At 70.4% G+C, this 23,096-nt stretch carries 22 protein-coding genes and 1 tRNA gene; 12 read left to right on the top strand and 11 right to left on the bottom strand.

What is annotated here, in order from left to right:
• Positions 1-114: 114 nt before the first annotated feature.
• The gene (locus ACFCVM_RS05525; protein ID WP_375834872.1) at positions 115-1,215 is read right to left on the bottom strand and encodes an ABC transporter ATP-binding protein; all 1,101 of its coding nucleotides are present in this window, start codon (positions 1,213-1,215) and stop codon (positions 115-117) included.
• A gap of 322 nt (positions 1,216-1,537) precedes the next feature.
• On the opposite strand from ACFCVM_RS05525, the gene ACFCVM_RS05520 reads away from it, so the two are divergent.
• Both ACFCVM_RS05520 and ACFCVM_RS05515 read left to right on the top strand, forming a co-directional pair.
• The gene (locus ACFCVM_RS05520; RefSeq protein WP_375834869.1) at positions 1,538-2,389 is read left to right on the top strand and encodes a DsbA family protein; all 852 of its coding nucleotides are present in this window, start codon (positions 1,538-1,540) and stop codon (positions 2,387-2,389) included.
• 116 nt (positions 2,390-2,505) lie between these two features.
• Positions 2,506-2,578, top strand: a tRNA-Thr gene (locus ACFCVM_RS05515).
• Between the two features lie 48 nt (positions 2,579-2,626).
• On the opposite strand, the gene ACFCVM_RS05510 is transcribed toward ACFCVM_RS05515, so the two are convergent.
• Positions 2,627-2,866, bottom strand: coding sequence for a hypothetical protein (locus tag ACFCVM_RS05510; protein WP_375834867.1), 240 nt, complete (start codon positions 2,864-2,866; stop codon positions 2,627-2,629).
• A 299-nt stretch (positions 2,867-3,165) separates the two neighbouring features.
• On the opposite strand from ACFCVM_RS05510, the gene ACFCVM_RS05505 reads away from it, so the two are divergent.
• Positions 3,166-4,245 (top strand): DMT family transporter, encoded by a 1,080-nt coding sequence (locus tag ACFCVM_RS05505; protein ID WP_375834865.1) that lies wholly within the window; start codon positions 3,166-3,168, stop codon positions 4,243-4,245.
• Here the strand turns inward: ACFCVM_RS05505 and ACFCVM_RS05500 are convergent.
• Together ACFCVM_RS05500 and msrB are read right to left on the bottom strand one after the other, a co-directional pair.
• Positions 4,229-4,783: a nitroreductase gene (locus ACFCVM_RS05500; protein WP_375834862.1), complete on the bottom strand. Its 555-nt coding sequence runs from the start codon at positions 4,781-4,783 to the stop codon at positions 4,229-4,231. The genes ACFCVM_RS05505 and ACFCVM_RS05500 overlap by 17 nt on opposite strands.
• Complete coding sequence (gene msrB / locus ACFCVM_RS05495) at positions 4,784-5,185, bottom strand: peptide-methionine (R)-S-oxide reductase MsrB (protein ID WP_375834859.1); 402 nt, start codon at positions 5,183-5,185, stop codon at positions 4,784-4,786.
• A 210-nt stretch (positions 5,186-5,395) separates the two neighbouring features.
• Here msrB and ACFCVM_RS05490 point away from each other — a divergent pair, with 210 nt between their 5' ends.
• From ACFCVM_RS05490 to groL, 5 genes are all read left to right on the top strand, one after another.
• The gene (locus ACFCVM_RS05490) at positions 5,396-5,692 is read left to right on the top strand and encodes a DUF3263 domain-containing protein (RefSeq protein WP_375834856.1); all 297 of its coding nucleotides are present in this window, start codon (positions 5,396-5,398) and stop codon (positions 5,690-5,692) included.
• Between the two features lie 27 nt (positions 5,693-5,719).
• The gene (locus tag ACFCVM_RS05485) at positions 5,720-6,265 is read left to right on the top strand and encodes a LytR C-terminal domain-containing protein (RefSeq protein ID WP_375834853.1); all 546 of its coding nucleotides are present in this window, start codon (positions 5,720-5,722) and stop codon (positions 6,263-6,265) included.
• 227 nt (positions 6,266-6,492) lie between these two features.
• Positions 6,493-6,696 carry a cold-shock protein gene (locus tag ACFCVM_RS05480; protein WP_056010420.1) on the top strand — a complete coding sequence of 68 codons (204 nt, stop codon included), beginning with the start codon at positions 6,493-6,495 and terminating at the stop codon, positions 6,694-6,696.
• A 77-nt stretch (positions 6,697-6,773) separates the two neighbouring features.
• On the top strand, positions 6,774-7,823 hold the full coding sequence (locus ACFCVM_RS05475; RefSeq protein WP_375834850.1) for a DUF3048 domain-containing protein: 1,050 nt from the start codon (positions 6,774-6,776) through the stop codon (positions 7,821-7,823).
• A 125-nt stretch (positions 7,824-7,948) separates the two neighbouring features.
• A complete protein-coding gene (groL, locus tag ACFCVM_RS05470) occupies positions 7,949-9,568 on the top strand; it encodes a chaperonin GroEL (protein WP_375834847.1) in 1,620 nt (539 codons plus the stop codon).
• 93 nt (positions 9,569-9,661) lie between these two features.
• On the opposite strand, the gene xylB is transcribed toward groL, so the two are convergent.
• Positions 9,662-11,053 carry a xylulokinase gene (xylB, locus tag ACFCVM_RS05465; RefSeq protein WP_375834845.1) on the bottom strand — a complete coding sequence of 464 codons (1,392 nt, stop codon included), beginning with the start codon at positions 11,051-11,053 and terminating at the stop codon, positions 9,662-9,664.
• Positions 11,054-11,062: 9 nt separating this feature from the next.
• The gene (xylA, locus tag ACFCVM_RS05460) at positions 11,063-12,259 is read right to left on the bottom strand and encodes a xylose isomerase (RefSeq protein WP_375834842.1); all 1,197 of its coding nucleotides are present in this window, start codon (positions 12,257-12,259) and stop codon (positions 11,063-11,065) included.
• Between the two features lie 99 nt (positions 12,260-12,358).
• On the opposite strand from xylA, the gene ACFCVM_RS05455 reads away from it, so the two are divergent.
• Complete coding sequence (locus ACFCVM_RS05455) at positions 12,359-13,399, top strand: LacI family DNA-binding transcriptional regulator (protein WP_375834840.1); 1,041 nt, start codon at positions 12,359-12,361, stop codon at positions 13,397-13,399.
• A gap of 12 nt (positions 13,400-13,411) precedes the next feature.
• On the opposite strand, the gene ACFCVM_RS05450 is transcribed toward ACFCVM_RS05455, so the two are convergent.
• From ACFCVM_RS05450 to ACFCVM_RS05435, 4 genes are read right to left on the bottom strand one after another with little or no spacing between them, the layout of a single operon-like run.
• Positions 13,412-15,778, bottom strand: coding sequence for a beta-glucosidase (locus tag ACFCVM_RS05450; protein WP_375834837.1), 2,367 nt, complete (start codon positions 15,776-15,778; stop codon positions 13,412-13,414).
• Between the two features lie 17 nt (positions 15,779-15,795).
• Complete coding sequence (locus ACFCVM_RS05445) at positions 15,796-16,692, bottom strand: carbohydrate ABC transporter permease (protein WP_375834835.1); 897 nt, start codon at positions 16,690-16,692, stop codon at positions 15,796-15,798.
• 2 nt (positions 16,693-16,694) lie between these two features.
• The gene (locus tag ACFCVM_RS05440) at positions 16,695-17,687 is read right to left on the bottom strand and encodes a carbohydrate ABC transporter permease (RefSeq protein WP_375834832.1); all 993 of its coding nucleotides are present in this window, start codon (positions 17,685-17,687) and stop codon (positions 16,695-16,697) included.
• Between the two features lie 2 nt (positions 17,688-17,689).
• A complete protein-coding gene (locus tag ACFCVM_RS05435; RefSeq protein ID WP_375834829.1) occupies positions 17,690-18,988 on the bottom strand; it encodes an ABC transporter substrate-binding protein in 1,299 nt (432 codons plus the stop codon).
• Between the two features lie 145 nt (positions 18,989-19,133).
• Here ACFCVM_RS05435 and ACFCVM_RS05430 point away from each other — a divergent pair, with 145 nt between their 5' ends.
• The 3 genes from ACFCVM_RS05430 to ACFCVM_RS05420 all read left to right on the top strand — a co-directional run bounded on the left by ACFCVM_RS05430 (position 19,134) and on the right by ACFCVM_RS05420 (position 22,565).
• Positions 19,134-20,303, top strand: a complete 1,170-nt coding sequence (locus tag ACFCVM_RS05430; protein ID WP_375834827.1) for an ROK family protein — start codon at positions 19,134-19,136, stop codon at positions 20,301-20,303.
• Positions 20,304-20,507: 204 nt separating this feature from the next.
• Positions 20,508-21,782 (top strand): multidrug effflux MFS transporter, encoded by a 1,275-nt coding sequence (locus ACFCVM_RS05425; RefSeq protein WP_375834824.1) that lies wholly within the window; start codon positions 20,508-20,510, stop codon positions 21,780-21,782.
• A gap of 75 nt (positions 21,783-21,857) precedes the next feature.
• Positions 21,858-22,565, top strand: coding sequence for a phosphatase PAP2 family protein (locus ACFCVM_RS05420; RefSeq protein ID WP_375834821.1), 708 nt, complete (start codon positions 21,858-21,860; stop codon positions 22,563-22,565).
• Positions 22,566-22,610: 45 nt separating this feature from the next.
• On the opposite strand, the gene ACFCVM_RS05415 is transcribed toward ACFCVM_RS05420, so the two are convergent.
• Positions 22,611-23,090: a molybdenum cofactor biosynthesis protein B gene (locus tag ACFCVM_RS05415; RefSeq protein ID WP_375836662.1), complete on the bottom strand. Its 480-nt coding sequence runs from the start codon at positions 23,088-23,090 to the stop codon at positions 22,611-22,613.
• Positions 23,091-23,096 lie beyond the last annotated feature (6 nt).

Raw genomic sequence — 23,096 nt, 5'->3', positions numbered from 1 at the left:
TCAGCGTAGTCGGATCGGGCGGCATCGAAAGCGTCGTCGTGTACGGATGCCGCGGGGATACAGCGATGCCGGCCGGGCAGGAGCCCGGCCGGCATCGCCGATCGACAGGTTGCGTCAGCTGACGACGGCCTTGGTGCCGAGGCGCCCGCCCGACTCCACGTCGAACAGGTGCACGTGGTGCGGCGTCGCGGTCAGGTAGACCTTGTCACCGGCGCTCGGGTGCATGCGGCCGTCGACGCGGGCGACGATGTCGGTGCGCTTGCCCTCGACCATGGAGTGGCCGTAGAGGTAGCCGTCGGCGCCGAGCTCCTCGACGAGGTCGACCTCGACCGCGAGGCCTTCGCCCTCGATGGGGGAGACGGTGATGTCCTCGGGGCGCACGCCGATGGTGGCGACCTTGCCGCTCGACTGGGCGAGCGTCTCGCGGTCGACCGGAACCGTCGCGGTGCCGAACTTCACTCCGTCGTCGACGAGGTCGGCGTGGAAGAGGTTCATCGCGGGCGAGCCGATGAAGCCGGCCACGAACACGTTGTTGGGCTTCTCGTACAGGTCGCGCGGGGTGCCGACCTGCTGCAGCAGGCCGTCCTTCAGCACGGCGATGCGGTCACCCATGGTGAGGGCCTCGGTCTGGTCGTGCGTGACGTAGACGGTCGTGACGCCGAGGCGGCGCTGGAGCGACGCGATCTGGGTGCGGGTCTGCACACGGAGCTTCGCGTCGAGGTTCGACAGCGGCTCGTCCATGAGGAAGACCTGGGGCTGACGCACGATGGCGCGGCCCATGGCGACGCGCTGACGCTGGCCGCCCGAGAGCGCCTTCGGCTTGCGGGCCAGGTAGGGCTCGAGGTCGAGGAGCTTGGCGGCCTCGAGCACACGAGCTGCGCGCTCCTCCTTGCCGACGCCTGCGATCTTCAGGGCGAAGCCCATGTTCTCGGCAACGGTCATGTGCGGGTAGAGCGCGTAGTTCTGGAAGACCATGGCGATGTCGCGGTCTTTCGGCGGCACGTCGGTGACGTTGCGGTCGCCGATGAAGATGTTGCCCTCGTTGACCTCTTCGAGGCCCGCGAGCATGCGGAGCGAGGTGGACTTGCCGCAACCGGAGGGGCCGACGAGGACGAGGAACTCGCCGTCTGCGACCTCGAGGTCGAGCTGGTCGACGGCGGGACGGGTGCCGCCGGGGTAGAGGCGGGTTGCCTTGTCGAACGTGACTGACGCCATTTTCGTGTTTCTCCTTCACCGGCAGGTACGTGCCGGACGATCCGTAGTGATGGACTGCGTCGACGCTGACGCCCACTCAGTATCGCACGCGCGACGGCGAGCTCCGCACCCGGCCGGGAACGACGTACAGCGCGGATCCGGGGAGTTCGCGGAATCCGTTTGGGTGTTTCACAGCCATCCTCCCTACTATCGTGTGTGCGTCTGCATGCATACATGCACGCCCACACAGCGACCGGAGTGACCATCGATGAGCAACGGCGGATCGAATCAGCCACGCCCCACCCGTAACGAGCAGCGCGAAGCCGCGCGCGAGAAGGCGCGGGTGCTCCGAGAGGAGCAGAAGAAGCGCGAACGACGAAACAAGTGGCTCATTCAGGGCGGCGTCATCGTGGCGGTCGTCGCGATCGCAGCCATCATCGGCGGCTTGATCTTCAACAGCGTCAAGCCCGCGGGCCCCGGCCCCGCCAACATGGCGAGCGACGGCATCCTGCTCACGGGCGTCGATGGCGTGATCACCGCGACCGAGACCCCTGCGCTGGCCGCAGGCGCGACCTCGAAGCCGACGGTCCCCGACGACAGCGGCACTGTTGCGAACATCGTCACCTACATCGACTACCTGTGCCCCTTCTGCGGCCAGTTCGAGACGACGAACTCCGACTCGATCCGAACCATGGTGGAGTCGGGTGCTGCGACGCTCGAGGTGCATCCGATCGCCCTGCTGACCAACAAGTCCGCCGGAACCCAGTACTCGCTCCGCGCGGCGAACGCCGCAGCGTGCGTGGCGAACACCTCGCCGAACTCGTTCTTCGACTTCAACGCGCTGCTCTTCGAGAACCAGCCCGAGGAGACTTCGACGGGCCTCGACAACAGCGAGCTCAAGGCGCTCGCGAAAGAGGCGGGCGTGAGCTCGCTGTCGACGATCGAGCAGTGCATCGACGACACCACCTTCAAGAAGTGGGTGCAGGATGCCACGACTCGCGCCCTGAACGAACCGGTGCCGAACTCCGACCTCGAGGCGATCAAGGGCACCCCCACGGTGCTCGTGAACGGCAAGCAGTACGAGGGCTCGCTGACCGACCCGGCCGAGTTCCAGTCGTTCGTGCTGCAGGCGACGGGTGAGGCGTTCTCCGAATCGACGTCGACCCCCTCGCCGACGGCCACCCCGGCGCCGTAGCGCGCGAGACCGTTCGAAGGCCCGGCCGAGTGCCGGGCCTTCGTCCGTTCGGCGACGTCCTGGCCGTGCCGAGCAGCCGGCCGGCGATCGGTAGGATGTCCTCGAGGCATCCCCTCGCCGGCTTGGCGCAATTGGTAGCGCACCGCTCTTGTAAAGCGGGGGTTGCGGGTTCGAGTCCCGCAGCCGGCTCGATGGACGAGCGGACCCGTCTGGATCGATGACGGGCTTCGCGGCGGATCAGGCGGTGTGCTCGAGCCGGATCCGGACCGCTCGCACCGCGTCGTCGAAGGTGTCGTAGCGCCGGATCACCCCGGGCCTCGGCCGCATCCACAGCATCTCGTACCCCTCGCCCCTGTGATCGAGGTATCCGATGATCCGCCGACTGCGCCCCTCTTCGAATCGGGTGTCGCAGACACGCCACAACCCGGTGTCAACGGGGACGAGGTCGACGATTTCTTGAGTGGTGGTGATCGCCATGATGGTTCTCCCGCTTGTGGCAGTAGCTGGTGAACCCGGGTGCGAACCCACGATGAATATGGCGACGGTCTTCGTTCAAGAGCCGCCCCGGTGCCACCGATCAACGAAAGGTACGTCGTCGACGCGACATATTGTTGACCCCGGAACAGTTGTCCGCAAGCCCCCATTCGGAGGTGCCGACGGACCCGGGCCGGATGCGCGCGTACGCTAGGACGGGCCGCTCGCACGCCGAGCCGTCATCTCCTCGCCATTCCGGCGGGAAGGCGCGGGAAGGCGCGGGAATCAGAGGGATGCAACACGTGGGATCCGAACAGAATCCGTCCAGATCCGGGGAAGCTCCGGGCGCCGGTGCGAGTTCCCAACCGTCCTCGGCGGGTGCCGAGACGCACCATCACCATCACCTCGAGCAGTCGCGCTTCCCGATCTGGATCGCGCTCGTGCTCGCCCTGCTGCTCGGCGCGGGCACCGCGCTGCAGTCGCGCGTCAACGGGCAGCTCGCGATCGCGCTCGACGACCCGTTCGTCGCCGCGGCGATCTCCTTCGGGAGCGGGCTCGTCATCCTGCTCGTCGTGCTCCCCATGTGGGAACCGGGCCGAGCAGGGCTCGGGAAGGTCGTCGCTGCACTCCGCGGTCGCGCGCTGCCGTGGTGGATGGTGCTCGGCGGACTCGCCGGCGCATGGTTCGTGACGACGCAGGGGCTCTCGGCCGGCGTCATCGGCGTCGCACTGTTCACCATCGCGATCGTCGCGGGTCAGACCGTCGGCGGCATCGTGTTCGACCTCATCGGGCTCGGCCCTGGCGGGCGCCGGCCACTCAGCGCAACCCGTGTCGTCGGCGCCGTGCTCGCTCTCGCCGCGATCGGCTGGGCGGTGTCGGCGCAGTTGGCGGGCGATGCCCCGATCCTGCTCATGGTGCTGCCGTTCATCGCCGGCATCGGCGCGTCGTGGCAGCAGGCGGTCAACGGTCGGGTGAAGTCCGTCGCCGAGAGCGCCCTCACCGCCACGGTGATCAACTTCGCGGTGGGCACGACGGCGCTCGTCGTCGTGATGCTCGTGCACGCGGCATCCGCTGGATGGCCCGACGCGCTGCCCGCCGAGCCCTGGCTCTACGCCGGTGGGGCACTCGGCTGCATCTTCATCGCCGGGCAGGCGATGCTCGTGCGGCGACTGGGCGTGCTGCTGCTCGCGCTCTGCGGCGTCGCAGGGCAGCTCGTCGCGGCCCTCGCCCTCGATCTGCTGCTGCCCACCGCCGATCGACCGGTCGACATCGCGACGATCGGCGGCACCGTGCTCGCGCTCGTCGCGGTGGTGATCGCCTCGATCCGTTGGGGGCGTCGCAAGCACGCGCTGCCGCCCGCGGAGGTCACTCGAGGGAGCTGAACCTCGCCGCGGCACCGACCTCGGAGCCGCGGTCGGATCGCGTGCCGTCGGGCGCGCCGCCGACGTAGAGCCAGCCCAGCAGTCGCTCGCCGTCGGTGAGGCCGTGCGCCGCTGCGACGAGCGGATGCCGCGTGTGCGGCCCGGAGCGCCACATGACGCCCCACCCGGCGTCGTCGAGGAGCAGGCTCAACTGGTGGGCGACGCCCGCGGCGACGGCCTCCTGCTCCCACGCGGGAACCTTGAAGTGCGGCGTCGTCACCGCGACGATCGCGAGCAGCAGCGGTGCTCGCAGGGGCTTCGCCGCGAGGCGGGCGCCGTGCTCGCCGTCGAGGCCCGCAGCCGCGGCGAGTGCGTCACCCAGTCGGTTTCGCGCGTCGCCGCGCAGGGCGATGAACCGCCACGGGCGCAGCGCGGCATGGTCGGCGACCCGCCCGGCCGCTTCGAGCAGGCTCACGACCTCCGCGTCGTCGGGTGCGGCATCCGCGACCTTCGGCGACGAGCGTCGGGCGAGCATCGCCTCCCGGACGGACGACGACACTCAGGACTCGGCGGAGAAGTCGAGAGCGATCGAGTTCATGCAGTAGCGGTCGCCGGTCGGGGTTCCGAAGCCGTCGGGGAAGACGTGACCCAGGTGCGATCCGCAATTCGAGCAGCGCACCTCGGTGCGCACCATGCCGAGCGAGGAGTCCTCGATGAGCTGGACGGCCTCGGGCCGCACGGACTCGTAGAAGCTCGGCCAGCCGCACCCCGAGTCGAACTTCGTGCCGCTCTTGAACAGCTCTGCGCCGCAGGCGGCACACGAATAGACGCCCGCCCGCTCCTCGTCGAGGAGCTCGCCCGTCCACGGGCGCTCCGTCGCCGCCTCGCGGAGCACGGCGTACTGCTCGTCGCCGAGCTCGGCGCGCCACTCGTCGTCGGTCTTGTCCACGTTGTACGCCATGAAGCGTCCTCTCAGTGCTCGCGTCGGTGCTCCTCCATGGTCGCAGGTCTTGCCGCGGGGTCCGACAGGAGGTGCAACGCGGCGTCGTGCTCCCGTGTTCCATCGGGCCCTCGCCGGCACACGCCGTCGGTACTCGGCACCCGCGGAGGCGTCGGTGTCTAGGATGACCTGCAGGCGGTGCATCCTGCTCGCCTTGACGGGAGGATTGGGATGAGCGCCGAGCGCCTGCCGCACCGCCCCGCCGATTCGGCCCTCGACGAGCGCGACGAGCGGGTGCTCGCATTCGAGGCTCGCGCCTGGCAGCATCCCGGTGCGAAGGCCGAGGCGATCCGCGACGAGTTCGGCATCTCGGCGGCCCGCTACTATCGGATCCTCGGCGAGCTCCTCGATTCACCCGCGGCGCTGAGGCACGATCCGATGCTCGTCAAGCGACTGCAGCGGATGCGTGCGGCCCGCGCGGCGGCGCGAACGCGTCGTTCGCTCTCGATCGGCCGACCGCTCGACTGAGCGCGGCCCCGACAGACGACTGGACTCATGGCGCAGAAGTTCCCCCGCGATCGTTTCGACTCGATCCCGCATGGCATCGACCGTGTCGGGGCGCACCGAGCGCCGGCGCGCCGGGGCGCCGGATGGATCACCTTCGGATGGGCGGCGCTCGCGACGGTCGTGCTCGTCGCAGTCGGCATCGGCGGCGTCATGCTCTTCAACGATCGGCTGAACTTCGGCGACACCCCGGTCGCGACCCCGAGTGCGACGCCGGTCGTCACCGCCGAACCCGTGATCGCACCCGACATCCCCGTGCTCGTGCTGAACGGCACGGCGACGGCCGGGCTCGCGGCGAAGGCGGCCGAGACCCTCACCGCCAACGGCGTCCCCGTCGGGTCGGCCGCCAACGCCGACGAAGACACCCTGACCGAGACCGTCGTGTACTACGCGACGCCCGAGCTCGAGGGAGCCGCCCGCGGCGTCGCGCAGTTCCTGCCCGAGGCCGATGTGCGCGTGTCCGAGCAGTTCGCCGCCACCGGGAACCAGCTCGTGGTCGTGCTGGGCTCCGACTACGCGACCGCGACCGCGGGCTGACCGCGCGCCATACGCCGGACGCTGGTCGTGGCTGCGAATCGTTGCCATTCCGATATCGGCTCCGCGCCGCAGGCCCTTGTGCGGGAACGTCCAGTCGTGAGTATCTGGTTTCGGCCGCTCGGAAGCTCGAGCGCACGGTTCCGTCCCTGGCACCCTGCGCCGGCGTGAGCGGTCCGGCACAGGCCACGGGCGCGTGCTGATCGGACACGGCAACATGGGAGCAACGCATGGCGAACGGAACCGTCAAGTGGTTCAACGCTGAAAAAGGCTATGGATTCATCACGGTCGACGAGGGTGGTCAAGACGTCTTCGTCCACTACTCCGCGATCGACATGTCGGGCTACAAGGTCCTCGAGGAGGGGCAGCAGGTCGTCTTCGAGGTCGGCACGGGCTCGAAGGGGCCGCAGGCCGAAGGCGTCCGCCCGGCCTGACCTCGATTCGCGGGCGCGCCGCCGACCCGGCGGCGCGTTCTCGCGCCCCCGATGACGCTCAGGTCTACGCTGGCCGCATGGGAGCGCAGGTCGTGCGTGCTCCGCGGCAGCGGGGAGCGCGGATCGGCGTGCTCGTCGCGGCCGCGCTGCTGCTGACCGGCTGCCAATCGGCGCCCGAGCCCGACCCCGCGCCGAGCAAGGCCGCGGTTCGGCCCTCCGCCGACGCCGCGACGTCTGCGGTGTCGTTCGCTCCGCTGCGCGGAACCCCGGCGGATGCGGCCGTGCTCGCGCACCCGTCGCTCGCGGTGAAGATCGACAACCACGAGGAGGCGCGTCCGCAGATCGCGCTGAACCGCACCGACATCGTGTTCGAGGAACTCGTCGAGGGCGGACTCACCCGATACGTCGCGATCTGGCATTCGGACGTCCCCGACGAGGTCGGGCCCGTGCGGTCCATCCGCCCCATGGACCCCGACATCGCCTCGCCCTTCGGCGGCATCATCGCCTATTCCGGAGGACAGGATCAGTTCGTCGCGATGATGATGGCGACGCCGCTCGTCAACATCGTCTTCGACTTCGACGAGACCGGACTCTTCTCCCGGGCCGACGAGCGGCCCGGGCCGCACGACGTGATCCTCCGCTCCGCCGAGGCCGTCTCCCGCAACGCCTCGCTCGCGCCGCCGCCCGTGCAATTCGCCTACGGCACGGCCGATCCGCTCGCGGCGCCCGCCCTCGCCGCGGCGCCGACCTCGCGCGTCGACCTCGTCTTCTCCGAAGGCCGGTTCCCCGCTTGGGAGTGGGATGCCGCGACATCCGGCTGGCTCCGATCGCAGGAGGGCTCGCCCGACCTCGAGGCGTCGGGGGAGCGGGTGCGCGCCACGAACGTCGTGACGCTTCGCGTCACGATCGACGGGAGCTACGGAGAGGTGCCGAAGACCGTCCTCATCGGCTCGGGCGAGGCCTGGGTCTCCGCCGCAGGCCGAACAGCTCACGGCACATGGGCGAAGGGTGCCGCGGATTCACCGATCACCCTCACCGCCGACGACGGCTCTCCGCTGCGGCTGGCTCCCGGCAACACGTGGGTCGAGCTCGTGCCGAGCGAGGGTTCGGCGACCTTCACGCCCTGAGCGGACAGCGTCGGGCTCGCTTGCACTCGTGGCGGTCGAGTGCCAGAATCGATTTAGCACTCACTCGTTTTGAGTGCTAACCCAACGAATCTTTGAAGACGTCCGGGAAAGGACGAGAGAAACACATGGCAAAGATCATTGCTTTCAACGAGGAGGCCCGTCGTGGCCTCGAGCGTGGCCTCAACACGCTCGCCGACGCGGTGAAGGTGACCCTCGGCCCGCGCGGACGCAACGTCGTGCTCGAGAAGAAGTGGGGCGCACCCACGATCACGAACGACGGTGTGTCGATCGCCAAGGAGATCGAGCTCGACGACCCGTACGAGAAGATCGGTGCCGAGCTCGTCAAGGAGGTCGCCAAGAAGACCGACGACGTCGCCGGTGACGGCACCACGACCTCGGTCGTGCTCGCCCAGGCGCTCGTGCGCGAGGGCCTCCGCAACGTCGCCGCAGGCGCCGACCCCATCTCGCTGAAGCGCGGCATCGAGAAGGCCGTCCGCGCCGTCGAGGCCGAGCTCCTCGCCAACGCGAAGGACGTCGAGACGAAGGAAGAGATCGCCGCAACGGCTTCGATCTCCGCCGCCGACGAGCAGATCGGTGCGCTCATCGCCGAGGCGATCGACAAGGTCGGCAAGGAGGGCGTCGTCACCGTCGAGGAGTCGAACACCTTCGGCACCGAGCTCGAGCTGACCGAGGGCATGCGCTTCGACAAGGGCTACCTGTCGGCGTACTTCGTCACCGACCCCGAGCGTCAGGAAGCGGTCTTCGAAGACCCGTACATCCTGATCGTCAACGGCAAGGTCTCGAACATCAAGGACCTGCTGCCGATCGTCGACAAGGTCATCCAGACCGGCAAGCAGCTCCTCATCATCGCCGAGGACGTCGACGGCGAAGCACTCGCGACCCTGATCGTCAACAAGATCCGCGGCATCTTCAAGTCGGTCGCCGTCAAGGCCCCCGGCTTCGGCGACCGCCGCAAGGCGCAGCTGCAGGACATCGCGACCCTCACCGGTGGCCAGGTCATCTCCGAGGAGGTCGGCCTCAAGCTCGAGAACGTCACCCTCGACCTGCTCGGCTCGGCTCGCAAGGTCATCATCACCAAGGACGAGACGACCATCGTCGAGGGTGGCGGCGACGAGGAGGCCATCGCCGGTCGTGTCGCGCAGATCCGCAAGGAGATCGAGAACACCGACTCCGACTACGACCGCGAGAAGCTCCAGGAGCGCCTCGCCAAGCTCGCCGGCGGCGTCGCCGTCATCAAGGCGGGTGCGGCGACCGAGGTCGAGCTCAAGGAGCGCAAGCACCGCATCGAGGACGCCGTCCGCAACGCGAAGGCAGCCGTCGAAGAGGGCATCGTCGCCGGTGGTGGCGTCGCCCTCATCCAGGCCGGCAAGACCGCCTTCGAGAAGCTCGAGCTCACGGGCGACGAGGCGACCGGTGCGAACATCGTTCGCGTCGCGATCGATGCTCCGCTCAAGCAGATCGCCCTCAACGCCGGCCTCGAGCCGGGCGTCGTGGTCGACCGCGTGCGCAACCTCCCGGTCGGCCAGGGCCTCAACGCCGCGACCGGTGAGTACGTCGACATGCTCGCCGCCGGCATCAACGACCCGGTGAAGGTCACCCGCTCCGCGCTGCTCAACGCCGCGTCGATCGCGGGCCTGTTCCTCACCACCGAGGCCGTCGTCGCCGACAAGCCCGAGAAGAACGCCGCTCCGGTCGGCGACCCGACGGGCGGCATGGACTTCTAGTCCGCGCCTCGCGAAGCACACGATGGGCGTCTCCCTCCGGGGAGGCGCCCATCGTCGTATCCGATGATCTCCGGCGGCCGAGTCCGGACGGAGTCAGGCTCGTGCGCGGGCGTACTGCTCCCGGATCACGCCGCAGGGGCGGCTCTCGAGCTCGGCGTCGACCTCGAGCGGCCACGTGGGGCGCTCGCCGGTGAGCGCCCACCTCGCCTGCCGCGCCGCGCCGTCGGCGACGTACTCGCCGGGCACGGGCACGATGACCGGAGCATCGAAGACCTGGGCGGCGACGTGTCGCACGGCAGGGTTCTGCGCCGCGCCGCCGATGAGCAGCACTCGCGACACCTCGACGCCCTGCCCGCGTACGGCGTCGAGGCCGTCGGCGAGTCCGCAGAGCAGCCCCTCGATGGCGGCCCTCGCGATCGAGGAGCGAGTGGTGTTGGCGAGCGTGAGCCCCGAGAACGAGGCGGTCGCGTCGGGGAGGTTGGGAGTCCGCTCGCCTTCGAAGTAGGGCACGAGCACGGCTCCGGATGCCCCGGGCTCGGCATCGAGTGCGAGCCTGCCGAGTTCGTCGTGGCCGACGCCGAGCAGCCGTGCCGTCACGTCGAGCACTCGCGCGGCGTTCAGCGTCGCGATGAGTGGCAGGCGCCGCCCCGTGGCGTCCGCGAAACCGGCGACCGTGCCCGACGCGTCGGCGATGGCGGCATCCGTCACCGCGAAGACCGTACCGCTCGTGCCGATCGAGACGACGACGTCGCCCGGCGCCGCGTCGAGGCCGAGCGCGGCGGCCGCGTTGTCGCCGGCTCCGGCGCCCACGAGGATGCCGTCGGGCGTGCGGCCGGCGACCTCGTCCGGGGCGAGCACGCGTGGCAGCACGGCATCGTGCCCGAGCGCGCGGACGAACAGCTCGCGGTCGTACCCGTTCGGTCCCCAGTAGGCGGTGCCGCTCGCATCCGATCGGTCGGTCGTGAGCTCGCCGAGGACCGGCCCGAGCGGTGACTCGCCCGCCGGGCCGAAGCCGCGCAGTCGCCAGGTGAGCCAGTCGTGGGGGAGGGCGACGGCGGCGACGCGGGCCGCGGCGTCCGGTTCGTTGTCACGCAGCCAGCGCAGCTTCGTCGCCGTGAACGATGCCACCGGCACGACGCCGGTGCGCCGGGCGTATTCGTCGGCACCGACCTCGGCGATGAGGTCGCGCGCGGCCCGGGCGGAACGGGTGTCGTTCCAGAGCAGCGCGTCTCGGATGACCCGCCCCTCGGCATCGAGCACGATCATGCCGTGCTGCTGGCCTGCGACGGAGATCGCCTCGACGCCGTCGAGCCCGCCAGCGTCGGCGACCGCCGTGAGCAGTGCCGCCAACCACGCGGCCGGATCGACCTCGGTGCCGGCGGGGTGCGGCGCCCGGCCGGAGCGCACGAGCGCCCCGGTCGCAGCGTCTCGGATGACTACCTTGCACGCCTGCGTCGACGAGTCGACGCCTGCGACGAGCGACACGCGCCGTGCCTAGCCGCGTGCGCCGAGCAGGTGCTCGGTGGCGAGCTGCTGGAGCCGCACGAAACCGAAGCCGTGTCCGCCGAGGTAGGCGTCGGCGTCGAATTCCTCGAACGCGGCGCGGTCGGCGAGCAGCTCGGCGTGGCCCTCGCCCTCGCCGAGGGTCGGCTGTCCGAGTTCGAACACCTTCGAGGCGGTGAGGGCCTCCTGCACCTCGGGATCCGCGCGGAATGCGGCAGCCCGTTCCTTGAGCAGCAGGTAGGTGCGCATGTTCGCGGCCGCGGAGTCCCACACGCCGGTCTCGTCCTCGGTGCGACTGGGCTTGTAGTCGAAGTGGCGGGGACCGGTGTACGCCGGCGCGCCACCGGGGCCACCGTGCTCGAGCAGGTCGACGAGGGCGAACGCGTTGTGCAGGTCGCCGTGGCCGAAGACGAGGTCCTGGTCGTACTTGATGCCGCGCTGGCCGTTGAGATCGATGTGGAAGAGCTTGCCGTGGTAGAGCGCCTGGGCGATGCCGGCGGAGAAGTTGAGGCCCGCCATCTGCTCGTGCCCGACCTCGGGGTTGACGCCGACGAGTTCGGGGCGCTCGAGCGAGTCGATGAACGCGAGGGCATGGCCCACCGTCGGCAGCAGGATGTCGCCGCGAGGCTCGTTCGGCTTGGGCTCGATCGCGAAGCGGATGTCGTAGCCCTTGTCGGTGACGTAGTCGCCGAGCATGTTCACGGCCTCGCGATAGCGCTCGAGTGCCGAGCGGATGTCTTTCGCCGCGTCGTACTCCGCGCCTTCGCGCCCGCCCCACATCACGAAGGTCTTCGCACCGAGCTCGGCGGCGAGATCGATGTTGCGCAGCACCTTGCGGAGCGCGAAGCGGCGCACGGCGCGGTCGTTCGACGTGAACCCGCCGTCCTTGAAGACCGGGGCGCTGAACAGGTTCGTGGTCACCATCGGCACGACGATGCCCGTCGACTCGAGCGCGCCCTTCAGGCGGTCGATCATGGTCTGCCGTTCGGCGTCGGTCGACCCGAAGGCGAACAGGTCGTCGTCGTGGAAGGTGAGGCCGTAGGCGCCGAGCTCGTCGAGCTTCTCGACGACGTGCACGACGTCGAGCGGATGCCGCGTGGGCCCGCCGAACGGATCGGTGCCGTTGTAGCCGACGGTCCACAGGCCGAAGGAGAACTGGTCGTCACGGGTGGGGGTTGGCACGGACATCGTCACCTGATCCTCATTGAGCGGTATTGGTTGCGTGTGACAACTTATCGCATGGATGGGCATCGCGCCAGCGCAAGTTTCGGGAATATGATTCGAAACATGGATTCCGAAGCACCCGCGGAGCGTGTCACCCTTGCCGAAGTGGCCGGCGAGGCCGGCGTCTCGCTCTCGACGATCTCGAAGGTCCTGAACGGCCGAGCCGACGTCTCGGCCGCGACCCGCACGCGAGTCGAGACCCTCCTCGCCGACCGGGGATACGTGCGCCGCCACGGCCGCTCCGAGGCGAGGACCGACCTCATCGAACTCGTCTTCCCCGAACTCGACCCCATCTGGTCGATGGAGCTCATCGCCGGGGTCGAGACCGTCGCCAAGGAGCACGGCCTGAGCGTCGTGCTCACGGTCAGCGGCAACCGTCATGCACCCGATCCCGACTGGATCGAAGGCGTCATGCGGCGGCGGCCCATCGGCATCGTGCTCGTCTTCGCCGAGCTCGCGCCCGAGTATCGCGAGCGGCTGCGGTCGCGGGCCATCCCGTTCGTCATCATCGACCCGGCCGGCGACCCCTCACCCGACGCGCCGTCCGTCGGTTCCGCGAACTGGTCGGGCGGGCTCATGGCGACCCGCCACCTCATCGATCTCGGCCATCGCCGCATCGCCGCGATCACCGGGCCCGAGGACATGATGTGCTCGCTCGCCCGCGTCGACGGGTACCGCTCGGCCATGAATTCGGCCGGGCTGCCGATCGATCCGGCATGGATCAGGTTCGGCGACTTCCACGTCAGCGGCGGGCGCGATCACGCCCGCGAGCTCTTCGCGCTCGACGAACCGCCCACCGCGGTCTTCGCGGGCAGCGACCTGCAGGCCGTCGGCGCCCTCGACGCGGCGCGCGTCGCCGGGCTCCGCGTGCCGGAGGACGTCTCGATCGTCGGGTACGACGACATCCCGCTCGCGCTCTGGGTGACCCCGAGGCTGACGACCGTGCACCAGCCGCTGAAGCGAATGGGCGAAGAGGCTGCGCGGCTCGTGATCCGGCTGAGCGACGAGACGCCGGCCACGACGCCGCGCATGGACCTGGCGACGAGCCTGGTCGTCCGCGAGAGCACCGCGCCGCCGACGGGTACCCCGACGGCGGCGCGGTGATCGCAGGCGAGGTCAGCCGGTGACGGATGCCGCGGCAGCGGTCACCGCGATCGACACGTCGGGATGCAGTCGTCGGGTGTGATCGACCTCGCGCACCGGGCCCGTGAGGCGGACGGTGTGCGCGAACGGCATCTCGGTGCTCGACCGGCCGGCGCTGAGCACGACGTCGCCGGGTTCGACGATGCGCCGCCCGTCGCGACCCGTGAACGAGGCGAGGTCGGCGGGCACCGTGAACGACACCGCTGCGGATGCCTCGGGCTCGAGCTCCACGCGGGCGAAGCCGATGAGCCGCTGAACGGGGCGCACGACCGACGCGACCGGATCGTGCAGGTAGAGCTGCACGATCTCGGTGCCCGCGCGATCGCCCGCGTTCCGGACGCGGAGGCGCACGGTCACCGCGCCGTCGGTGCCGGTCTCGGCGACATCGGCGTCGAACGCATCCCAGACGAGCGGCGAATAGCCGAGACCGTGACCGAATGCGTACGCAGGCGTCGGATCGACGTTCGACACGTCGTTCGCGCGAGCCAACGGCGGCGCGAGGTAGGTGGTGGGCTGGGAGCCCGCCGTGGCCGGGATGCTCACTGGCAGTCGGCCGCTCGGGTTGATCCGCCCGCTCAGCACGCCGGCGAGGGCGGGTGCGCCCTCCTCGCCCGCGAAGAAGGCCTGCGCGATGCCGGCGGCTTCGCGGCTCGCGCGCCCGAGGGCGTAGGGCCGCCCCGCGAGGAGCGCCAGTACGGCCGGGGTCCCGGTGTCCAGCACCGCGTCGACGAGCTGCTGCTGCGCGCCAGGCAGCTCGAGCGATTCGGCATCGCAGCCCTCGCCGCTCGTGCCGCGACCGAAGAGCCCCGCCCGATCGCCGAGTGCGAGGATCACGACGTCGGCGGACGCCGCGAGCGCCGCGGCATCCGCGATGTCATCGGTCTCGCCGCCGTCGACGCTCGTGCCGATCGCCCAGCGGATCTCGCTCGCGGGGAACTCGTCGCGCAGCGCCTCGAGCAGGGTCGGAACCCGGATGCCGAGCGCGACGCCCGGATGCTGCGACACCACATGGGCGGGGAAGGAGTAGCAGCCGAGCATCGCGTACGGGTCGTCGAGGTTCGGCCCGACGACGGCGATGACGCCCGGCGCCGCGAGCGGCAGCGTGCCGTCGTTGCGCACGAGCACGATGGCGCGCTCCGCGAGTTCCCGGGCCAGGGCGCGGTTGCCGGCCGGATCGAGGTCGATCGTGCCGCGCAGCCGGTCGAGGCGGTCGACGTCGGCTCCTGCGAGTGCCGGGGGCAGCGCCGACCAGTCGGCATCGAGGAGGCCGAGCTGGCCCTTCTGGCGCAGCACTCGGCGCAGTGCCGTGTCGACGAGCGACGGATCGACGACTCCCTGCTCGACGGCCCGTCGCAACGGCTCGCCGAACGTCTTCACCGTCGGCAGTTCGACGTCGATGCCCGCGGCGAGCGCTGCGCCTGCGGCTTCGGCCCACGTCGCCGCGGTGCCGTGCAGCAGCTTCAGGAACGCGATCGCGAAGTAGTCGGCGACGACGGTGCCGTCGAACCCCCACGTGTCGCGGAGCAGCCCGGTGAGCAGCGAGCGGTCGGCGGCCGACGGCACGCCGTCGAGGTCGGTGTACGAGTTCATCACGCTGCGAGCCCCGCCCTCGCGGATCGCCATCTCGAACGGCGGCAGCAGTACGTCGGCCAGCTCGCGACCGCCGACCGAGACGGGTGCGAGGTTCCGACCGGCGCGGGAGGCGGAGTAGCCGACGAAGTGCTTGAGCGTCGCGACGACGCCCGAGGACTCGAGGCCGCGCACGTAGGCGCTGCCGACCGTTGCGACGAGGTAGGGATCCTCGCCGATCGTCTCCTCGACCCGGCCCCACCGTGCGTCGCGCACGACGTCGAGCACGGGCGCGAGTCCCTGATGCACGCCGACCGAGCGCATGTCGTCGCCGATGCGGCGAGCCATCCGCTCGACGAGCCCGGGGTCGAAGGTCGCGCCCCAGGACAGCGGGACCGGATACGCGGTGGCGCCCCAGGCGGCGAAGCCAGCGAGGCACTCCTCGTGCGCGACGGCCGGGATGCCGAAGCGGTTCGCCGCCACGATGCGCTGCTGGGTGCGGGCGAGTGAGAGCGCCCCGAGCGCCGCGTCGACCGGAGCGGTGCCGAACTGCCGGGTGAGCTGGCCGAGCCCCGACGGCAGCAGCTCGTCGAGGTCGACGGCGTCGTCGAGGTCGTGCTGGTGCGGGGCGACGTCGCCGCCGTCATCGGATGCCCCGACCCAGACGCCGTAGAGCTGTGCGAGCTTCTCCTCGAGCGTCATCTCGGCGACGAGCGCGTCGACGCGCTCATCGATGGCGAGCGAGGTGTCGTGCCACGGGGCATCCGTCATGCGATCCTCCACGTTCGTCATCCCTTCACCGCCCCGGTGAGGCCGCCGACGATGCGCTTCTCTGCGAACAGGAAGAACACGAGTGCCGGGATCATCGACAACGAGGTGTAGGCGAGCACTGCGCCGGTGTCCTGCGAGTACTGCGTCGAGAACTGGGTCACGCCGAGCGGCAGCGGCCAGAGCTCCTGCGGGAGCGTGCCCGTGCTGATGACGAGCAACGGGAGCAGGTAGCCGTTCCAGCTGCCGACGAAGGCGAGCACGCCGACCGTGACGAGGCCCGGCATCGACAGGGGGAGCAGGATGCGCCAGAAGAAGCCGACACGGGTCGTGCCGTCGATGGCTGCGGCCTCCTCGAGCTCATCGGGAATGGCTCGGAGGAACGGCACGAGGATGATGATCGTCGTCGGCAGGGCGAAGGCGATGGACGGGATGATGACCCCCAGGAACGTGCCGTGGAGTCCGAGCGTGCGCAGCAGCAGCGTCAGCGGCAGGGCCGCGACGGTGAGGGGGAACATCAGCCCGGCGGCGAACAGGAGGTACAACCCCTCGCGCCCCCGGAAGGTGTAGCGCGCGATCACGAACGCGGCCATGACGCCGACGATGACGACGCCCGCAGTGGTGCCGACGGCGAGGATCATGCTCGAGGCGACATTGCCCCAGAATCGCGGGGAGCCGAGCACGGCGCTCCAGTTGTCGAGGGTCCAGGGCGAGGGCAGACCCACCGGATTCGCATTGAGATCGGCCGTCGTCCGGAAGCCGCCGACGAACACGTAGAGCACCGGCCCGATCGCGATCGCGGCGATGACGAGGGCGAGGAGCACGATGAACGGTTGGCCCCAGTCGAAACGGCGACGAGCGGCGGGATCGTGCCCGGTGGTGCGGGTCCCGCGCAGGGCGGGGGAAGCGACTGACATGATCAGCGCACTCCTCTCGTGATGGAGCCGGCGAGGTCACGGCGGAGGGCGAAGCGCTGGTAGACGAGTGCGACGACCAGGGAGATGAGGAACAGGATGACGGCGACGGCGCTGCCGAAGCCGGGCTGGCCGCCGAACTGTCCCTTCTCGACCATGTACGTGGCCATCGTCGAGGTCGCGTTGAGGGGGCCGCCGCGCGTGGTGACCCACACCATGTCGAAGAGCTGCAGCGCCCCGATGATCGAGAGGAAGGCCCAGATCCGAATCGTCGGACCGAGCAGGGGGATCGTGATGTGCCGCTGCACCTGCCACCAGCTGGCGCCGTCGATCGCCGCAGCCTCGGCGAGTTCCTCGGGCACGCCCTGCAACCCGGCGAGCATCAGGAGGATCGCGAAGCCGACGTACTTCCAGGTGAGGATGGCGAACATCGTCCAGAGGGCGATGTTCGGATCCGCGAGCCAGTTCTGCGTGAACGCGCCGAGGCCCAGGGCCTCGAGCAGGGCGTTCACGCCGCCCTGCGGCTGCAGCAGCAGCTTCCAGGAGAGGCCGGCGATCACCTCGGCGAGCACGTACGGCACGAAGATGAGGAGACGGAGCACGCCGCGGCCCCGCAGCTTGCGGTTGAGCAGCAGTGCGATGCCGATCGCGAGTGGACCCTGGATGAGCAGCGACAGCGACAGGATCAGGAAGTTGTTGCCGACCGACCTGATGAACGCGGGGTCCTCGAGCGCCCGCACGTAGTTGGCGAATCCGACGAACCGCTCGGGGTCGGCGAGGTCGTCCCATTGGAACGCCTGCGGCAGGTTGTAGAAGCTGTAGACGCCTGCGAGGAGGACGGGCAGGATCACGAAGCCGAGGAACAGGAGCAGGGCCGGACCGACGAACAGCACGATCTCGGCCCGCTTGCGTGCCCTGCCGGCCCCGGGGCGGGGATGACGGGCGGGGGTCGGGCCCGCGGAGACCGCGGGCCCGACCGATTCGATGACGCTGGTCATGGTCAGAGCGTCGCCGCCGCGTCCTGCATCTTCTTGACGATGTCCGCAGGCGTGCCCACGCCGCCGAAGAGGTTCACGATGCCCTCGTTCATGGCGTTGCCGACGGTGGTGCCGTAGGCGGTGTCGAGCCAGATCTGGACGAACGAGGAGTCGGCGAGCCCTTCGGCGACGGCCGTCAGGTTCGGGTCCTCGAGCGACGCCACGGCGGCCGACACGGTCGGAATGCCCGAGCCGCTCGCCGCGAAGCGGGCCTGGACGTCTTCGCTCATGATGTACTCGAGCAGCTCCGCGCACTCCGGCGGAGCCTCGGCCGAGCACGCGAAGCCGTCGCCGCCGCCGAGCGACGCGGTCGGGTCGCCTGCGGCGCCCTCGATGCCGGGGAAGGGGAACCATCCGAGGAACGCGGGTACCTCGCCGTCGGCGGTGAGACCGCCGATCTGGCCGGAGTTCCAGTGACCCATGAGCTCCATCGCCGCCTGCCCGTTCGCCATGAGGCCGGCGGAGCTGCCGGCGCCGGTCTGGGCGGGGGTGCCGAGGAAGCCCTCCTGGAACGGCTCGGTGCCGAGGAACTCCTCGAGCTGTTCGCCCGCCTCGACCCAGCAGTCGTCGGTGAAGTCGAGATCGGACTCGGCCGCCTGCAGCACCTCGGGGGAGCAGGAGTGCAGCGCGAACTGGTACCACCAGTGCGCGGCCGGCCACTTGTCGCCAGCGCCGACGGCGATCGGGGTGATGCCCGCCTCGCGGAGTGCGCCCACTGCATCGACGAGTTCGTCGAGGGTCGTCGGGGTCTCGTCGATGCCGGCCTGCTCGAAGAGCTCGGTGTTGTACCAGAAGCCCTCGATGCCGAAGGTGAACGGGATGCCGTAGGTGGTGCCGTCGACCTGCCAGGGGTTCACGGTGGCGCCGACGCTCGAGACGGTGTCGGGGATGGCCTCGTCGAGCGGCATGAGGTAGTCGTTGGCGACCTGGCCGCGCAGTTCGCCGCCGGGCCAGACCTGGAACAGGTCGGGCGGGTCGCCGGCTGCGAGGGCGTTCGGGATCAACGTGCGCTGGAGCTCCTCGTTCTGGTATCCGGTCTGCTCGACGGTCACCCCGGGGTGGGCCTCCTCGAACTCCGCGGCCACCTCCTCCCAGACGGCGGGCATCGGTCCGGACGTTGCGTTGTGCCACCAGGTGAGGGTGATGTCGCCGTCTCCTCCGCCGTCGTCACCGCCTCCCGCCGAACAGGCGGTGAGCGAGGCGACCGCGATTCCCGCGGCGGCGGCGAGGGCGACGAGCCGGTTGGTGCTGCGTCTGTTCATCATTGAACCTCTCGAAAGTTTCGACGTCCGTGTCGAAAGTGATCTGGACGCCTCGAATATACGCGGGCGATCAATATGCTGTCAACCACAACAAATACGGCGCGCCGAGCCCGTCCGGATTTCGCGGCGCACCTAGAGTTGTCGCGTGACAGAACGAGACGGCACCCTCGACGGCGTCCACCGGCGAAACCTCTCGAAAGTGCTCGGGCTCGTGCACCTCGAAGGTCCGCTGTCGCGCGCGCGACTGACCGCGCTGACCGCACTCAACCGCTCCACCGTGGCATCGCTCGCCGGCGAGCTGGTCGACCTCGGTCTCGTGGTCGAACGTGCACCCGACCCGACCAACCGGGTGGGGCGGCCCTCTCCGGTGATCGCCGCCGATCCGCGCGTGCTCGCCCTCGCCGTCAACCCCGAGGTCGACGCGGTGACCGTCGCCGCGGTCGGACTCGACGGCTCCGTGCCGATGCGGCTGCGGCTCGACGTCGATCACCTGGTCACTCCCGCGGAGGTGGCGGCGATCGTGGCCGACACGCTCGCACTCTGGCGGGAGACCTCGCTGCGCACCTCCCGCATCGTCGCCGTCGGCCTCGCGGTGCCGGGCCTCGTGCGGGCGTCCGACGGCATGGTGCGGCTGGCGCCGCATCTCGGCTGGGAGGACGCCCCCATCCGCGCCCTCGTCGAGGAGGCGACGGGCCTGCCCGCCACTGCCGGAAACGATGCGAGTCTCGGCGCGACCGCCGAGCACCTCTTCGGTGCCGGTCGCGGCGTCGACGACCTCGTCTACCTGAACGGCGGCGCGAGCGGCATCGGCGGAGGCATCGTGCTCGACGGCCGCCTCGTGGGCGGAGCGGGGGGCTACGCGGGCGAGTTCGGCCAGAACCGCCCTGGCATCGCCGACCCTGCCGATCGACGCGCCGAGGGCGGAGTGCTCGAGGACGAGGTGAGCCGCGTGCGGTTGCTCGAGGTGGCAGGTCTCGCCGGCGGCGACGAGCCGACGCTCGCGGCGGCGCTCGCCGAATCGAGGGGGCCCGAAGTCGCGGCAGAGCTCGCTCGCCAGCGACGCATCCTCGCAACGGCGCTCGCGAACGCGGTCAACGCGCTGAACCCCTCGCTCGTCGTGCTCGGCGGCTTCCTCGCGACCGTCGCCGAGCACGACCCGGGCGCCCTCGAGGCCGAGGTGGCACAGCAGGCGATGCCCGCGGCGACCGAGCGGCTCGCGATCCGCGTCGCCGCGCTCGGCGAGGATCGCCTCATGATCGGTGCAGCGGAAGCCGCCTTCTCCGTCCTGTTGGCGGATCCGCTCGCGCACGGCTGACCCGTCGGAACGCGCGGGGCACCGCGGGCGATCCGCTGTTGTGCCCTCGCGCTCGCCTCGCATAGACTTGGACGCTGTCGAATCGATTCGAGCCGCGCGACGGCCGAATCGCACCCACGGCGGCGTCCCACGGGGCGCCGCTTCCCCGTCTCCCGGCGTCCGAGGGCGTGCGCCGCCGCATCCGAGCACGCCTGGAACACGCATATGTCCTCCACGTCATCCATCCCCGTCATCCGCCCCGACGACTACGACCGGCCGTCGCACCCGGGCGACCGCCTGACCAGCCGGCAGCGCCTCGTCTACGTGCTCGTGCTCGGTGCGCTCACCGCGCTCGGCCCCTTCACGGTCGACCTCTACCTGCCCGCCTTCCCGGTACTGCAGGACGAGCTCGGCGTCTCCGCGTCGGCCGTGCAGCTGACGCTCACGGGAACGATGATCGGGTTCGGGCTCGGCCAGCTCATCGTGGGCCCGTGGAGCGACAAGGTGGGTCGCCGACTGCCGCTCATCCTCGCGACGGCGCTGCACATCGCGGCATCCCTCGCCGCTGCGTTCGCCCCCGACATCGTCTGGCTCTCGGTCTTCCGACTGCTGCAGGGCTTCGGTGCCGCGGCCGGCGGCGTGGTCGCCATGGCGATGGTGCGCGACCTCTTCGGCGGCAAGCCGCTCGTGCGCATGCTCTCGCGCCTCGCGCTCGTGAACGGGCTCGCGCCGGTGCTCGCCCCCGTCATCGGCTCGCAACTGCTCCAGGTCATGGACTGGCGCGGCATCTTCGTCGTGCTCGCGGTCTACGGCGCTGTCGTCGTCGTGGCGGTCGCGTTCTTCATCATCGAGACCCTGCCGGCCTCGCGGCGCAACGTCTCCGGCCACTCGACGCTCCGTGACCGCTACGCCGCCCTCTTCCGCGACCGCGTCTACCTCGGCGCCGCGATCATCGGCGGCATGACGTTCACCGGCCTGTTCGGATACCTCTCGACCTCGTCGTTCCTCTTCCAGGACCTCTACTCGTTCAACGCGCAGGAGTACGGCATGCTCTTCGCCGTGAACTCCGTCGGCGTGATCATCGGCGTGCAGGTCAGCTCGCGTCTCATGCGCGGTTCGGTGCAGCCGCAGTGGATCCTCGCCGGCACCACGGTCGCGCATCTCGCGATGGCCGCGACGATCATGGTGCTCGACGCTTCGGGCGGCGGCTTCTGGGGCACGGCCATCCCGCTCTGGTTCTACATCCTCGCCTGCGGATTCGCCTTCCCCGCCGTGCAGGTGCTCGCGCTCGCCCATCACGGCGCGGAAGCCGGCACGGCGGCGTCGCTGCTCGGTGCGCTGAACTTCGGCCTCGCCGGCGTCATCTCGCCCCTCATCGGCCTCATGGGCGTCGGCAGCGCGGTGCCCATGGCGTTCGTGATGCTGCTCGCGGGTGCCGTGGCGATCGCGGCCCTGTGGCTGCTCGTGCGCCCGAGGACCGTTCCGCCGCTGAGCGACTGAGGGCGCGGGGCATCCGAGTCGAATCGGCCGTCGACGTCACGCGGATGCCGCGGGCCCGACGGTAGCGTGAGGGGCATGAGCCTCGAACCCGCGGAGCGCCCCGCGACCCGGCCGCGCGTCTCCCGTCGCGTGCCGATCATCGCCGGCGCGGTGTCGCTCGTGCTGGCGGTGCTGCTCGGCATGCTCGTCACGGCGGGCGGCGGCGAGAACCGCTACGCCGTCGACGAGGCCTGGGCGGAACTCATGGTGAGCCTGCGCACCCCCTTCGGCGAGTGGTTCGCCTACGCCATGAACGCGCTCGGCGGCGGATTCATCGGGGTGTTCGTCGTGCCGATCGGAGCGGCGATCGTGCTGCTCATCGTGCGGCGGCCGTGGGGCGCGCTGTACTTCATCGTGGCGTCGGCGGCGAGTGCCGGAGTCGTGCAGGTGCTGAAGCACCTGTTCGGCCGGGTGCGACCCGAGGACATGATCGTCGTCTCCGACTTCGGATCGTTCCCGTCGGGCCACGTCGCGAACGCGGCGACGATCGCGGTGGTCGTCGGCGTGCTCGTGCCGCGCGCGTGGGTGTGGGTGCTCGGGGCGGTGTACACGGTGCTCATGGCGTTCAGCCGCACCTATCTCGGAGCCCACTGGCTGACCGACACGCTCGGCGGAGCGCTCGCGGGCGCCGGCGTGGCGCTGCTGCTCTGGGCGGCTTTGGCCCTTCCGCTCGAGCGGGAACGCGTCGCGTGGCGTCCGGCCCTGACGCGAGATGGCACTCGTCGTCGGAACGACGCGGAGTAGTCCGACGACGGCGTCATCTCGACGAGCGGCTCGCGCGCCGGGCGCTCAGGCCGGGTGGTCGCCGCCCGCGAGCTGATCCAGGGTGTGCTCGAGCACCTCGCCGAGGAGTCCGAGGCCGTCGCGGACCCCGCCGGCCGAGCCCGGGAGGTTCACGACGAGCGTCGACCCCGCCACTCCCGCGAGGCCGCGTGAGAGCAGCGCGGTCGGCGTCGTCACCGCTCCACGACGACGCAGCTCCTCCATGAAGCCGGGCAGTTCGCGATCGAGCAGCGGCGCGGTCGCCTCGGGGGTGCCGTCGCTCGGGGAGACGCCGGTGCCTCCCGTCGTGATGATCACCGACGGGTGTCCGGCCAGTGCCCGTCGCAGGGCATCGGCGACGGGCAGGCCGTCGGCGACGACCTCGGGTCCGACGACGTCGAAGTCGCGCTCGGCCAGCCATGCGACGATCGCCGGGCCGGTGCGGTCGGCGGCGACGCCGGCCGCGGCACGGGTCGACGCGACGATGACGACGGCCGTCCGCGGCATCCGCTC

The organism is Agromyces sp. NPDC056389, assembly GCF_042262385.1.
GTDB lineage: Bacteria > Actinomycetota > Actinomycetes > Actinomycetales > Microbacteriaceae > Agromyces.
Note: the sequence above shows the minus strand (reverse complement) of the source record. Positions and strands in the feature narration are given on the sequence as shown.